General features: G+C 65.4%; 11 protein-coding genes and 3 tRNA genes. 4 read left to right on the top strand and 10 right to left on the bottom strand.

The features are described 5' to 3' along the window. The first annotated feature begins 35 nt into the window (after nucleotides 1-35). Nucleotides 36-112 (top strand) — tRNA-Asp (locus JX001_RS09580). A gap of 80 nt (nucleotides 113-192) precedes the next feature. After that, nucleotides 193-269 (top strand) — tRNA-Asp (locus tag JX001_RS09575). 84 nt (nucleotides 270-353) lie between these two features. Here JX001_RS09575 and JX001_RS09570 read toward each other — a convergent pair. Next, nucleotides 354-1,604, bottom strand: a complete 1,251-nt coding sequence (locus JX001_RS09570) for a glycosyltransferase (RefSeq protein ID WP_205680887.1) — start codon at nucleotides 1,602-1,604, stop codon at nucleotides 354-356. Nucleotides 1,605-1,915: 311 nt separating this feature from the next. Here JX001_RS09570 and JX001_RS09565 point away from each other — a divergent pair, with 311 nt between their 5' ends. Beyond that, nucleotides 1,916-5,209: an autotransporter outer membrane beta-barrel domain-containing protein gene (locus tag JX001_RS09565; RefSeq protein WP_205680886.1), complete on the top strand. Its 3,294-nt coding sequence runs from the start codon at nucleotides 1,916-1,918 to the stop codon at nucleotides 5,207-5,209. Between the two features lie 58 nt (nucleotides 5,210-5,267). Here JX001_RS09565 and JX001_RS09560 read toward each other — a convergent pair. The 3 genes from JX001_RS09560 to lon all read right to left on the bottom strand — a co-directional run bounded on the left by JX001_RS09560 (nucleotide 5,268) and on the right by lon (nucleotide 8,156). Further along, nucleotides 5,268-5,344 (bottom strand) — tRNA-Val (locus tag JX001_RS09560). A gap of 34 nt (nucleotides 5,345-5,378) precedes the next feature. Beyond that, complete coding sequence (locus JX001_RS09555) at nucleotides 5,379-5,654, bottom strand: HU family DNA-binding protein (protein WP_205680885.1); 276 nt, start codon at nucleotides 5,652-5,654, stop codon at nucleotides 5,379-5,381. A 105-nt stretch (nucleotides 5,655-5,759) separates the two neighbouring features. Next, nucleotides 5,760-8,156 (bottom strand): endopeptidase La, encoded by a 2,397-nt coding sequence (gene lon, locus JX001_RS09550; protein ID WP_205680884.1) that lies wholly within the window; start codon nucleotides 8,154-8,156, stop codon nucleotides 5,760-5,762. A gap of 280 nt (nucleotides 8,157-8,436) precedes the next feature. Between lon and JX001_RS16385 the strand changes: the two genes are divergently transcribed. Beyond that, nucleotides 8,437-8,565, top strand: a complete 129-nt coding sequence (locus JX001_RS16385) for a hypothetical protein (protein WP_256435951.1) — start codon at nucleotides 8,437-8,439, stop codon at nucleotides 8,563-8,565. 397 nt (nucleotides 8,566-8,962) lie between these two features. On the opposite strand, the gene JX001_RS09545 is transcribed toward JX001_RS16385, so the two are convergent. Genes JX001_RS09545 through sufC form a run of 6 tightly spaced genes read right to left on the bottom strand, consistent with a single transcriptional unit; the run spans nucleotide 8,963 to nucleotide 13,094 of the window. Beyond that, on the bottom strand, nucleotides 8,963-9,310 hold the full coding sequence (locus JX001_RS09545) for a TfoX/Sxy family protein (protein WP_205680883.1): 348 nt from the start codon (nucleotides 9,308-9,310) through the stop codon (nucleotides 8,963-8,965). Between the two features lies 1 nt (nucleotide 9,311). Next, the gene (locus JX001_RS09540) at nucleotides 9,312-9,701 is read right to left on the bottom strand and encodes a HesB/IscA family protein (RefSeq protein WP_066551375.1); all 390 of its coding nucleotides are present in this window, start codon (nucleotides 9,699-9,701) and stop codon (nucleotides 9,312-9,314) included. A 13-nt stretch (nucleotides 9,702-9,714) separates the two neighbouring features. After that, nucleotides 9,715-10,104 carry an SUF system Fe-S cluster assembly protein gene (locus tag JX001_RS09535; RefSeq protein ID WP_017504008.1) on the bottom strand — a complete coding sequence of 130 codons (390 nt, stop codon included), beginning with the start codon at nucleotides 10,102-10,104 and terminating at the stop codon, nucleotides 9,715-9,717. 4 nt (nucleotides 10,105-10,108) lie between these two features. Further along, nucleotides 10,109-11,347, bottom strand: coding sequence for an aminotransferase class V-fold PLP-dependent enzyme (locus tag JX001_RS09530; protein ID WP_205680882.1), 1,239 nt, complete (start codon nucleotides 11,345-11,347; stop codon nucleotides 10,109-10,111). Then, a complete protein-coding gene (gene sufD, locus JX001_RS09525) occupies nucleotides 11,326-12,348 on the bottom strand; it encodes a Fe-S cluster assembly protein SufD (RefSeq protein WP_205680881.1) in 1,023 nt (340 codons plus the stop codon). Before sufD ends, JX001_RS09530 begins: the two co-directional genes overlap by 22 nt. Next, nucleotides 12,345-13,094: a Fe-S cluster assembly ATPase SufC gene (gene sufC, locus JX001_RS09520; RefSeq protein ID WP_205680880.1), complete on the bottom strand. Its 750-nt coding sequence runs from the start codon at nucleotides 13,092-13,094 to the stop codon at nucleotides 12,345-12,347. The genes sufD and sufC overlap by 4 nt, the downstream gene beginning before the upstream one ends. Between the last annotated feature and the right edge of the window lie 207 nt (nucleotides 13,095-13,301).

Below are 13,301 nucleotides of genomic sequence, written 5' to 3'. Positions count from 1 at the left end.
CTCGCCGGGGCGCACAGCCGCTTCGGCCGGGAAACGCGGGTGTAGCTCAGTTGGTTAGAGTGCCGGCCTGTCACGCCGGAGGTCGCGGGTTCGAGCCCCGTCACTCGCGCCACTCTTTCTAGAAATAGAAGAGTGGCGCACACCGCCTTCCCAAAAAGCTTTCGAAACAGCTCAAAAGTTTCGACCTGATACGCGGGTGTAGCTCAGTTGGTTAGAGTGCCGGCCTGTCACGCCGGAGGTCGCGGGTTCGAGCCCCGTCACTCGCGCCACTTCTTTTCAAGACATCGATAAAAGAAGTGGCGCGCTCCCGTTTTCGGAAACGCGCCATTCGAACGCGTCGTGGCCTTGGCCGCTCAGTGCAGCGGCAATGCAATATCCGGGTTCATGAACGCCGCTTCACCCGTCAGCTCGCCGTAGACCACGCAGAGGTCTTCGAAGACGCGGTTCCAGGCGAACTGGCTGACCGCCTTTTCGCGCGCCGCCCGGCCGATCGCTTCGATGTCACGCGTGAACAAGGCCTCGACCGCCTGGGCGTAATCGTCGGCATCCGCGCTGGCGGCCAGCTGCCCCACGCTTTCGTCGACGGTTTCGGCGACGCCGCCCGCATTGACCCCGACCACGGGGCGACCGCAGGCCATGGCCTCCAGCACGATCAGCCCGAACGGTTCTTTATCATTGGCGTGAACGAAGGCGTCGCAGCTGGCGATAATCTTGGCGACCGCCTTGGGATCGCTTTCATAGGGCATGGAAATGACGCGATCTTCCTCGGGCATCCCCGCCCCAGCGCCGACCAGAACCAGATGATAGGGCGCGCCCAGCTTCTGGACCGCCTCGATCAGCACATCGACATTCTTTTCCTTGGCCGGACGACCGGCGAAGCACAGCAGACGCGCGTCGTCGCCCAAACCCAGCTGTTTCAGCAGCCACTGCCGGTCACGACGTTCCGGACGGAAGGTGTCGATCTCCACGCCCAGAGGCCGAATGACGATGTTGTTCACACCGGCCTCCTCCAGGCGCCGCGCGATAAAGCGGCTGGGCGACACCACCCGATCAAACTGTGAAAACAGCTTCGCCCAGCGCTTCTCCACCGGCTTCTTGGCCCATTCGCCGAAATGCAACGCGGCGAGCCCGGCCGGATCGGAGTGGCAGAAGCCGACAACCGGGCATCCGACCCGCTGCCCGGCCTCCAAAGCCCCCTGCCCCGGCGTATAAGGGTCACCGGCCTCGATGATCGACGGCTTCATGGCCGCGACCCAGGCGCTCCAGCGTTTGACTGAACTGGGCCAGCGATAGCCGTCGCCGAACGGCAGCTTGGTCGCCCGCAGTTGCACGATGCCGTCGGCCCTCGCCTTGTGACGGGCGCCGGGCACGATCAGCGAGTGACTGACCCCCGGCCGATTGGCCTCGATCCACGCCTTCTTGGATAGGATATAGCGCTTCACCCCGCCCGAGCGCGGCGCATAAAGCATTGTGGTGTCCACCAGCCGGGGCCGCTCATCCATCGCCGCCGCCTTCAAGGCCCGCAGCGTATCGGCGACTTCCACGTCCAGCCCCGGAATCAGTCGGAGTTCGCTTTCCTGAACGTCGAGGTCTGTCATGCTCATGGAGTGTTCTCGCCTGGTCTGGGCTGTCGAACGCCGAAGGGGTTCGATGGATGCGTCCACGGGACGCGGCCTTTGGACCGTTCGACGCCCGTAAACCCGGGCGCGGCAAAGCTCAAGTGCGCGCCTTCGCGATTCCATCCGCGTTCGGCCTATCGGGCATCGGCGAACGAACGTGGGTCGCCTTACAGGATCGCCTCAGGACCATCACGGCCTTGCATTCGCCTCAAATTCGATAAACTTGGAACGCTGGCGCGGACCCTGCTAAGGGGTCTCCCGTAACGTGACGCGTGACCACCAGGGGTTTCTACCGAATGCGTATTTTGCTCGCGACCGCAGTGGCGATCGCCCCCTTGATGGTCGCCACAGGATCCCAGGCCGAGATCGTCATCTCGAACGCCCGGACCACACCGATCCAGACGTCCAATGCGACGGGCACGGCCGCCGATAACATCCGCATCGCCAGCGGCGGCAGCGTCGCCGTCGCCTCGGGCGCGGCGGTTACCCTGAACAGCAACAACACGGTCGATCTGGACAGCGGCGGCTCCATCACGATGGACAAGTCGGCCGACGGCTCGACGGGTCTTCTGGTCAACGGCGGCAACACCGGCTCGGTGATCGTCGGTGGCTCCATCACCGTGAATGACACCCTGGAAACGGCCGACATCAAGGACACCGACGGCGACGGCGACCTGGACGGTCCGTTCGCCACCGGGACCGGCCGCTACGGCGTACGGGTCACCGGCGCCTCGCCCTTCACCGGCAACATTGTGGTCGAAGGCTCTGGCGCAATCGCGGTCGAGGGCAACAACTCCTACGGCCTGGCTGTCGAATCCGCGCTGAACGGCAAGCTTCAGAGCTTGGGCACGGTCCGTGTCACCGGCAACGACAGCGCCGCCATCCGCACCACGGGCCCGATTTCCGGCAACGTCGATCTTGCCGGCTCCATCTCGGCGCTCGGCGCCAATGCGTCCGGCGTCTCGATCGAGGGCGATGTCGGCGGTGCGCTCAAGATTCACTCCACGGTCGTGGCGACGGGGTATCGATACACCACCCCGCCGCCCGCGCGTCCGACGACCGGCACGTTCGACAATGCGAAGACTGTGTTCCTTGACGAACTCGACGCCGACGATCTGCTGCAGGGCGGCCCCGCCGTACGCGTCGGCGCCAACGTCGCCGGCGGCGTCTTGTTTGATAAGGCCCTTGCTTATTCCGAGGCCGGCATCGAGGGCGACGACGACAAGGACGGCGTCAAGAACGGCGATGAGGACGATGACGGCGACGGCGTCAAGAACCGCGACGATACCGATCGCGACGGCGACGGCATCCCAGACGCCAGCGAGACAGCCGCCTCCATTACGTCATTGGGCGGTGCACCTGCGCTGCTGATCGGTTCGACGACACAGGCGGTGACCCTCGGCGCGGTAGGCACTGGCGATGCGGCCTATGGCCTGATCAACCGCGGCACGATCATCGGATCCGGCCTTTACTCCGGCGTGGAGTCACGCGCCGTGCAACTCGGCGTGACGGGCGGCCAGGCCGTAAACGTCGTCGGCGGCGTGCGTAACGAGGGCGGCATCTCGTCCACGGCCGTTGACGCCAATGCAACCGGCATCTGGATCGGCTCGGGCGTGACTGCTCCGACGATCAACAACACGGGCGCCATTCAGGCCGTCGCCTCGGGCAAGCAGGCCCAGAGCGCGACCGGCATTCTGATCGGTGCGGGCGCCAACGTCGGCTCCCTGACCAACACCGGCAATCTCGTCGCCTCTTTCGGCGGCAATCAGGGTTCGGCCACCGTTATTCGTGACCAGTCCGGCAGCCTGACCCAGCTGAACAACGCCGGTTCGATCATCGGCTCGCTCACCCCTAACACCGACGATACAAATCCGGTGACTGGCAAGGTGACCGCCATCGACGTGTCAGCCAACACGACCGGCGTCACTCTGCGTCAGTACGGCATTCCCGCCGCCGCAGGCAGCACGGCGACGGACACGGACAAGGATGGCGTGCCGGACGCGAACGAACCGGCCATCGTCGGCGCGATCAAGCTGGGCTCGGGCGCCGACACGCTCAATATCGAGAACGGCGTGCTGAACGGCGACATCGATTTCGGCGCCGGCGCCGACCGGCTGAACATCAGCGGCGGCGCGGTCGTGACCGGCGCCATCGCCAACAGCGACGGTCTGCTGGACATCAATGTATCCAAGGGCACCCTGGCCGCCACCCAGACGGGCGCCACGGCGATCTCCAATCTGAACATCGGCGCTGAAGGGACGTTGCTGGTCAATCTTGACCCCGCCAACGACCGCGCCGGCGGCTTCAACGTCAGCGGCAATGCGACCTTGGCGACAGGCTCCACATTGGGCGTCCGCTTCTCGTCGCTGATCGATCAGCCCGAGCGGTTCAACGTCATTACCGCCGGCACGTTGAATGTGGGTCAGATCAACCAGACCCTGCTGTCGGATAACTCGCCCTATCTCTACGTCGTGCAGGGTGGCGTCGCCGGCAACACCGTCTATGTCGACGCCCGTCGCCGCACGGCTTCCGAGGCCGGGTTGATCCCGGTCGAGGCCTCGGCGTATGACGCCGTCTATGGCGCGCTGGGTTCCAATGAGGCCCTGCGCAATCTGTTCCTGTCGCAGACGTCGCGCGACGGCTTCATCGACGCCTACGAGCAGATGCTGCCCGACCACTCCGGCGGACCGCTGATGTCGCTGTCGGCCGGCGTCGATGCGGTCACCCGCGCGCTGACCGGCCGCAACGCCGCCGCTGCGCCGGGTGAAACCAGCGCCTGGGTGCAGGAGATCAACTTCTACGCCGACAAGGACAAGACCGACTCCTACGGCTTCCGGTCCGAAGGCTTCGGCGTCGCGGGCGGCGTCGAAAAGGGCACCAGCCTGGGCGCCGTCGGCATCTCGGCCGCCTTCACCTCGTCCGACATCAAGGATCCCGAGGCCGAGGCCGAAGAGGTCCTGTCGGCCAACCTGCTGGAGCTGGGCCTCTACTGGCGCGCTCAGGGTCAGTACTGGACGACCTGGGCCCGTGCGGCCGGCGGCTATGCCTCCTTCAGCGCGGACCGCTCGCTGGTCGCTACGGGCGTCTATCTGAACAACAAGTCCGACTGGCACGGCTGGACGGCTGCGGTCGCCGGCGGGGCTTCGTACGAGCGCAACTTCGGCCGGCTGAACATCCGCCCCGAAATCTACGGCGAATATTTCAGCCTGTCGGAGGGCTCGCGCAGCGAGAAGGGCGGCGGCGACGGCTTCGATCTCGACATCGATTCGCGCGACAGCCACATCTTCTCGGCGGTGGCGGCGATGAACGTCGGCTATGGCTTCGGCCGCAACGGCTGGATTCGTCCGGAACTGCGCGTCGGCTATCGCCAGAATATCTCGGTCGACGCCGGCGAAACCATCGCTCGCTTCGCCAGCGGCGGCCAGGACTTCATCCTGTCGCCGGACGCCATCGAAGGCGGCGGGCCGATCCTGGGCTTCCGCCTGAACTTCGGTAACGAACTGGGCATGCTGTCGCTGACCGGCGACGCCGAACTGCTGGAAGACTACGTTCGCTATTCGCTGCTGCTGCGGGCCAGCTTCCGCTTCTGATCGTAGCCTGATCCAGACAAACGAAAGGCCGCCGGAGCGATCCGGCGGCCTTTTTGTTTGGTAGGCGGCGACGGGTTCGAACCGCCGACCCTCTCGGTGTAAACGAGATGCTCTGACCAGCTGAGCTAGCCGCCCCCAAGGGCAGAGACGGGCTTATGCCCGTCGCGCCTCAACCGTTCAAGGCGCTTTTCAAACCTTCGCCCGGGCGAAAGCGCGCAGTGCGCGAGGCCGGGCGGGCGACGGCCGCGCCGGTCTGCGGATTGCGCGCGACGCCGGCCTTGCGGTCCACGGCGACGAAACTGCCGAAGCCGATTAGCTTCACGTCCGCACCCAGCGTCAGCGATTCGGTTACGCCGTCGGTAAAAGCCTCCAGCGCAGCTTTCGCCTGATCACGGCTGATGTTCGCCGCCGCAGCCATGCGGCCGATCAGTTCCGCCTTGGTCATCCGTCCCCCTCCAGAACGAATCACTTAAGGACAGATCGACGGTTGCGTCAAAAACGAAAACGCCGCCGGTGTGATCACCGGCGGCGCTCGCTGTTCAACTCGGCGTTAGTGGCTGACGGCCGCCACCGGTCCTTCCGGACCCGCGATCGGAGCCGGCAGCGGTTCCGCCGCCTCATCCCACTCGACCGGCGTCAGGGTGCCGACCAGGGCCCACTTTAGCGCCTCGTCCGCCGTGGAGATGGGCACGATTTCCAGCGCCGACTTCACATTGTCCGGCACGTCAGCGAGATCCTTCTCGTTCTCCTGCGGGATCAACACCGTCTTGACGCCGGAGCGCAGGGCCGCGAGCAGCTTCTCCTTCAGGCCGCCGATGGCGGTGACGCGGCCGCGCAGGGTGATCTCGCCGGTCATGGCGATATCCTTGCGGATCGGGATGCCGGTCAGGACCGAGACCATCGCCACCGTCATGGCGACGCCGGCGGACGGACCGTCTTTGGGCGTGGCGCCATCCGGCACGTGGACGTGGATGTCGGTCTTCTCGAACACCGGCGGCTTGACGCCGAAGGCCAGGGCCCGCGAGCGGACATAGGATGCCGCGGCTGAGATCGACTCCTTCATCACGTCTTTCAGGTTGCCCGTCACGGTCATGCGCCCGCGACCCGGCATCTTGATCGCCTCGATGGTCAGGATGTCACCGCCGAACTCGGTCCAGGCCAGACCCGTAACGATGCCGACCTGATCTTCCTCGTCCGTCTCGCCGTAGCGGAACTTCTTGACGCCCGCATAGTCGGCCAGCTTGGCCTCATCGACCGTGATCGACTTGGCGCCCGTCTTGGCCATCTCGCGCACGGCCTTGCGCGCCAGCCCGCCCAGCGCGCGCTCCAGCGACCGCACGCCGGCCTCGCGGGTATAATAGCGGATCAGGTCGCGGATCGTGTCTTCCGGCACGATCAGTTCGCCATCCTTCAGACCGTGATCCGCCAACTGCTTGGGCAGGACGTGGCGCTTGGCGATCTCGACCTTCTCGTCCTCGGTGTAGCCTGACACCCGGATGATCTCCATCCGGTCCATCAACGGCTGCGGCATGTTCAGGCTGTTCGCGGTCGTCACGAACATCACCTGCGACAGGTCGTAGTCCACCTCCAGATAGTGGTCGCCGAAGGTCGAGTTCTGGGCCGGGTCCAACACCTCCAGCAGGGCCGAAGACGGATCGCCGCGCCAGTCCGATCCCAGCTTGTCGATCTCGTCCAGCAGGACGAAGGCGTTGGTGGTCTTGGCCTTCTTCATCGACTGGATGATCTTGCCGGGCATGGAGCCGATATAGGTCCGGCGGTGGCCGCGGATCTCGCTTTCGTCGCGCACGCCGCCCAGCGACATGCGGACGTATTCACGCCCCGTCGCCTTGGCGATGGACTTGGCCAGCGAGGTCTTGCCGACGCCGGGAGGGCCGACGAGGCACAGGATCGGACCCTTCAGGCTGCCGGTGCGGGCCTGGACCGCCAGATACTCGATGATCCGTTCCTTGACCTTCTCCAGGCCGAAGTGATCCTCTTCCAGTATGTCCTCGGCCTTGGCCAGGTCGATCGGCTTCTGCTTGGCCTTGCCCCACGGCACGGACAGCAGCCAGTCGAGATAGTTGCGCACGACGGTCGATTCCGCCGACATCGGGCTCATGTTGCGCAGCTTCTTGACCTCGGCCTCGGCCTTGGTCCGCGCTTCCTTGGACAGGCGCGTCTTACGGATGCGCTTCTCCAGATCCATGATCTCGTCGCGCGCATCGTCGGTCTCGCCCAGCTCGCGCTGGATCGCCTTCATCTGCTCGTTCAGATAATATTCGCGCTGGGTCTTCTCCATCTGGCGCTTCACGCGCGAGCGGATCTTCTTCTCGACCTGAAGGACCGAGATCTCGCCCTCCATCAGCCCATAGACCTTCTCCAGCCGCTTGGGCACGTCGAAGGTTTCCAGCAGACCCTGCTTGTCGGCGATCTTCACCGACAGGTGGGCCGCGACCGAGTCCGCCAGCTTGGAGGCGTCGGTGATCTGGGGGATGGAGCTGAGGGCCTCGGGCGGAACCTTCTTGTTCAGCTTCACATAGTTTTCGAACTGCTCGACCACGGCGCGCAGCATGGCCTCGGCCTGCGAGGCGTCGCCGGCTTCGTCTTCGATCTCGACGGCCTCGGCCTCGAAATACTCCTCACGGTCGGTGAAGCGGGTCAGGCGCGCGCGGCCCTTGCCCTCAACCAGCACCTTGACCGTGCCGTCGGGCAGTTTCAGCAGCTGCAGCACCGAAGCCAGCACGCCGGTGGGATAGATGGCGTCCGGCGACGGATCGTCGTCGACGCTGTTCTTCTGGGTCGCCAGCAGGATCTGCTTTTCGCCCTTCATGATCTCGTCCAGCGCCTTCACCGACTTTTCGCGTCCGACGAAGAGCGGCACGACCATGTGCGGGAAGACGACGATGTCTCTCAGCGGCAGGACGGGCAGGATTTTTGGTTCAGTCATGATGCGTACTCCTGGGCCATTGATCATCTCCGGCCCGCCGCCAGGGTCCGCCGGGCAAGAGGCCCGACCGGCGCATGACGGCCCGTCGATTCCGACGGCGTTCGGATGAGTATGTGGTTTGAAAGACCCGCGGTTCAAGCGTGACCGCGGAACGGCCCACATCTGCGTGGCGATAAGGCCCCTGATCACTCCGCTTTAGGTCCGCATTACGCCCGGCGATGCTTTCGACATGGCCGCTTTACGGGGATCGGGCGTCTTCTGCGGCTCCAAGGAGATGACAATGAGCCGTTCCCACCTGCTGGCCGAGACCCTGAAACGTCCCGCCCCGGCGCCGACAAGCCTTCAAATGGCGATGACCTTCATCGGCGCCCTGTTCGGCGCCCCGATCCGCAAGGGCAGCGCGCGATGATGCAGGGCCATATCGAGGGCGGCGTGACACGCGCCGCCCTCCCAGACAATACAGGGTCGTGCCTCGCGCCAGCGGTTGGGCCGTGGCGGTCAACAACGCCTGCACCCGCCCCTGCCCAATCGCATCTCGGCTGAACGTCTCGCCGCCCGACTTCAGGCCGAGGCCGACCGCCTGAACCGCGACCAACACCGCCGCACCCAATGATTACGCCCCTGGCCTCGCCACCCTCCGTCGAAATCCTGACGATTCAGCCTGTCGGCGATCGCTGGCGCATCACCTCAAGCGACGGCCTGTTCGAAGGCGTTTTCACCGACGCCAAAAGCGCCGTCCGATGCGCCAGAGCGGAGGCCGAGGCGCACCCGGGGCACTCGGTTCGGGTGGTTCGACCTGATGCGGGCTAGCGCTTCTTCCCCGACGCCTTCTTCACCGCCACATCCAGCGACCGCCGGGCCCAGGCGACGGCTTCGTCGGGATCGTCCAAGGCCGCTTCGGGCAAGGTCCAGTAACCCATGCTCATCATGCGGCCGTCCTTGGTCGGATAGGTGAACTGACGCGAGCCGGCCTCGACGAAGGCCTCGCCCAGCGCCTCGTCGCCCTTCAACCAGACCATGCCGTCGTCCAGCAGGGCGAACATGACACCGGCGGCATAGACCCCGGCCCCGCCGAACATGCGCTTGATCTCCAGGCGGCCGAGCGCATGAAAATGCTCGCGGACCCATTCGCCGAAGTCCGCGTCGTAAGCCATCTCAGTCGGCGGCGACCGGCACGATGGTCACGCTCTCGCCGCAACCGCAGGCGTCGGTCTGGTTCGGATTGTTGAACACGAACTTGGACGCCAGCCGCGTCGTCTCATAGTCGATCTCGGTGCCGATCAGGAACAGCACGGCCCGAGGCTCGATCAGGATGGTGACGCCCTTGTCCTCGACCACCTCGTCCATCGGCCCGATCTCGTCGGCGTAGGCGAAGGTGTACTCCTGCCCGGCGCACCCACCGTTCTTGACGCCGATCCTCAGGCCGATGTGATCATTCTCGGCATTGTCCAGGATCTCACGCACTCGCTCGGCGGCCGCGTCCGTCAGGGTGACGGCCTTTGGGCGCGGGCGGCGCGGACGGGATGTGGCTTGAAGCTCGCTCATCAGAACATATCCATCAGAACATGTTCAGGGCCAGCTTGGCCTCGTCGCTCATCTTGGAGGCGTCCCACGGCGGATCGAACACCAGATTGGCCTTGGCGCTGCGCACGCCCTCGACCTTTTCCACCGCCGTCTCGACCCAGCCCGGCATTTCGCCGGCGACGGGACAGCCCGGCGCCGTCAGGGTCATGTCCACCACCACGTCGCGATCGTCGTTGACGTCCACGCGGTAGATCAGGCCCAGCTCATAGATGTCGACCGGGATTTCCGGGTCATAGACCGACTTCAGCGCCTCGATCAGTTGATCGGTCAGGGTGTCCAGCTCGGCCTGCGACAGGGCGCTTTTCTGGGGTTCGTCCCAGGCGTCCTTGAAGGCGTCGCTGTCTTGAATCGGTTGATCTGTCATCGGCTTACACGAAGAAGTTCCGCGCCTTGATCAGCGCATCCACGAAGGCGTCGGCATCCTCCACGGTGTTATATAGGGCGAAGGAGGCGCGGGTGCTCGACGTCACCCCCATTCTTTTCGCCAGCGGCTCGGCGCAATGCAGACCCGCGCGCACCGCGACCCCGTAACGGTCCATGATCTGGGCGACATCATGGGCATGCGCGCCCTCGACGGCAAAGGTCAGGATCGCGCCCTTGCCTTCGGCCTGCCCCAGAATCCGCAGCCAGGTCTCACCCTGAAGTCGATCGACGGCGTGCTGATAAAGGGCATGCTCATGCGCCTGCACGGCCGCCCGGTCGTATTGCGCCAGCCATTCCAGGGCCACGCCCAGGCCAATGGCCTCCAGGATCGGGGGCGTCCCCGCCTCGAACCGATGCGGCGGCCGGGCATAGGTCACGCGGTCCTGCTCGACCGTCTCGATCATCTCGCCCCCGCCCTGATAGGGCGGCAGCGCCTCCAGCGCCTCGGCCTTGCCGTACAGGGCGCCGATGCCGGTGGGCGCGAACAGCTTGTGCCCGGTCAGCACATAGAAGTCGCAGCCGATGGCTTGCACGTCCGGCGTCGCATGGACCGCCCCCTGGCACCCGTCGATCAGCACCTGAGCCCCCGCCGCATGGGCCAGGCGGCTGATTTCGGCGACCGGATTGATGGTCCCCAGCACGTTCGACATATGGGTGACGGCGACCATCCGCGTCTTCGGCCCCAGCAGGCCGGCATAGGCCGCCATGTCCAGCGACCCGTCGTCCTTGACCGGAATCCACTTGATCACCGCCCCGCGCCGTTCGCGCAGCAGATGCCACGGCACGATGTTGGAGTGATGCTCCATCTCCGAGACGACGATTTCGTCGCCCGGCTGGATCGACAGCCCCAGGCCATTGGCCACCAGATTGATCGCCTCGGTTCCGCCCTTCGTCCAGACCACCTGTTCGGCGCTCTCGGCGTTCAGGAAGCGGGCGACGATCTCGCGCGCCTTTTCGAAGGCTTCGGTCGCCTCGTTCGACAGAGTGTGCAGGCCCCGGTGGACGTTGGCGTAGCCGCCCTCCATCGTCGCCAACAGGGCGTCGATCACCGCGCGCGGCTTCTGCGCCGAGGCCGCGTTGTCAAGATAGACCAGCGGCCTGCCGTTCACCTGTCGCGACAGGATCGGGAACTGCGCCCGCACGGCATAGGGATCGAAGGTGTTCACAACCGCGCCGTCAGCCATTCCCGCGCCACCTCTCTCGCGCCCTCGTGCTCGATCCGGTCGATGACCTCGATCAGGAAGGCCTGGGTCAGCAGGGCGCGGGCCTCCTCGGCCGGGATGCCGCGCTGCTGCATGTAGAACAGGGCGCTCTCGTCCAGCGTCCCCACGGTGTTGCCATGCGCGCACTGCACGTCGTCGGCATAGATGATCAGTTCCGGCTTGGCGTCGATCTCGGCCCGCTCGCTGGCGATCAGGGCGTGGTGGCCCATGCGCGCATCGGTGCCGTCCGCCCCGCGCTCGACCACGATCTTGCCCTGGAAGACGCCGCGCGCCGTATCGCGAGCCACGCCCTTGATCAGTTGCGAGGTCGCGCCGTCGTGTTCCACATGACGCACCACGCTGGTTAGGTCTGCATGACGCGATCCGTTCAGCAGATACAGACCGTCGGCCTGAACCTGCGCGCCCTGGGCATAGTGAGTGATGCGCGTCTCGATCCGCTGCAGCTTGGCGCCGGTCGTGACGATGGTCTGGCGATAGATGCCGCCCGCCTCGACCTTCACATGGGCCTCGGCGATGGAGATGGCGTCTTCCGGCTCCTCGACCAGGACGACGCGCGTCACCTCGGCGCCGGCCGCCACGTCCAGTTCCAGCGTATTGTGCGCGACATAGGCCGAGCCCGCGCCCTCGTGCGTCTCCAGAAGCAGCAGCTTGGCGCCGGCGCGCGCCGACACCCGCGCGCTGGCCGTGTGACCCGTGCCGACGGCGTCCGACACATAGCGCAGTCGCAGGGTCCGCTCGCCCGAGGCGATGAAGTCGGTCACGCCCACGGCGCGCCCGTTCGCGAAGACGATCGCCTCACCGCCCAGATCATAAAACGGTCCCGGCGGCCCGACCTCGGCCGTACCCGACGGCTGCGGCGCGGCGCGAAGATACCGCTTCAGGTCGCTGTATTTCCACGCCTCCGTGCGTCGCGACGGATAGGTGTCGGCGTCGGTCAGGTCGATGGCGAAGGCCGCGCTCATGCAGCTTGCGGCAGATACTTATCGTACCCTTCCGCCTCCAGCTCCAGCGCCAGTTCCGGCCCGCCCGACGCCACGATCCGACCGCCGGCCAGCACATGCACCCGGTCCGGTTTGATGTAGTCGAGCAGGCGCTGATAGTGGGTGATGACCAACATGGCGCGGTCGGGCGAACGCAGCGCGTTCACGCCCTCCGACACGATGCGCAGGGCGTCGATGTCTAGGCCGGAATCCGTCTCGTCAAGGATCAGCAGCGACGGCTCCAGCAGCGCCATCTGCAGGATTTCCATCCGCTTCTTCTCACCGCCGGAGAAGCCGACGTTCAGCGGCCGCTTGAGCATGTCGAAGTCCATCTTCAGCGCCTTGGACGCTTCACGGACCAGCTTCAGAAAGGCCGGCGCCGCCACCTCCTCCTCGCCCCGTGCGCGCTTTTGCGCGTTCAGCGCCGTCCGCACGAAGGTCAGGGCCGGCACGCCGGGAATCTCGATCGGATACTGGAACGACAGGAAGACACCCTTGGCCGCCCGCTCGGCCGGGTCCAGCGCCAGCAAATCCTCGCCCGCCCATTCGACAGACCCTTCCGTCGCCTCATAGCCCGGCCGTCCCGACAGGGCGTAGCCGAGCGTCGATTTCCCGGCTCCGTTCGGCCCCATGATGGCGTGCACTTCGCCGGCGGAAACGTCGAGCGTCAGCCCCTTGAGGATCGGCTTTTCGCCGACTGAAACGTGGAGGTTGGAAACAGAGAGCATTGAACGCCTAAAATGGGATGAATTGCTTGGAGCGATTGCTTCGAACTCGGGCGATCCAACGTCCGCCCGTTTGGCTACTCGCGAGAAGAACACTTGAGTTAGGATGACGCATGAGCGAACTCAGGCATCGTTTCAAATCCTGAAATGTCAGCTCGCGTGAATCGTAGGCTATCGACAAAGTCGTTTTATGGTTCTGTGCTGTCACGT

The organism is Brevundimonas fontaquae (assembly GCF_017086445.1).
Taxonomy (GTDB): domain Bacteria; phylum Pseudomonadota; class Alphaproteobacteria; order Caulobacterales; family Caulobacteraceae; genus Brevundimonas; species Brevundimonas fontaquae.
Note: the sequence above shows the minus strand (reverse complement) of the source record. Positions and strands in the feature narration are given on the sequence as shown.

Bases quoted from the DNA above. Each gene is read 5' to 3' on its own strand.
- JX001_RS09570 (WP_205680887.1), bottom strand. From the start codon at position 1,604: ATGAGCATGACAGACCTCGACGTTCAGGAAAGCGAACTCCGACTGATT.
- JX001_RS09565 (WP_205680886.1), top strand. From the start codon at position 1,916: ATGCGTATTTTGCTCGCGACCGCAGTGGCGATCGCCCCCTTGATGGTC.
- JX001_RS09555 (WP_205680885.1), bottom strand. From the start codon at position 5,654: ATGACCAAGGCGGAACTGATCGGCCGCATGGCTGCGGCGGCGAACATC.
- lon (WP_205680884.1), bottom strand. From the start codon at position 8,156: ATGACTGAACCAAAAATCCTGCCCGTCCTGCCGCTGAGAGACATCGTC.
- JX001_RS16385 (WP_256435951.1), top strand. From the start codon at position 8,437: ATGAGCCGTTCCCACCTGCTGGCCGAGACCCTGAAACGTCCCGCCCCG.
- JX001_RS09545 (WP_205680883.1), bottom strand. From the start codon at position 9,310: ATGGCTTACGACGCGGACTTCGGCGAATGGGTCCGCGAGCATTTTCAT.
- JX001_RS09540 (WP_066551375.1), bottom strand. From the start codon at position 9,701: ATGAGCGAGCTTCAAGCCACATCCCGTCCGCGCCGCCCGCGCCCAAAG.
- JX001_RS09535 (WP_017504008.1), bottom strand. From the start codon at position 10,104: ATGACAGATCAACCGATTCAAGACAGCGACGCCTTCAAGGACGCCTGG.
- JX001_RS09530 (WP_205680882.1), bottom strand. From the start codon at position 11,347: ATGGCTGACGGCGCGGTTGTGAACACCTTCGATCCCTATGCCGTGCGG.
- sufD (WP_205680881.1), bottom strand. From the start codon at position 12,348: ATGAGCGCGGCCTTCGCCATCGACCTGACCGACGCCGACACCTATCCG.
- sufC (WP_205680880.1), bottom strand. From the start codon at position 13,094: ATGCTCTCTGTTTCCAACCTCCACGTTTCAGTCGGCGAAAAGCCGATC.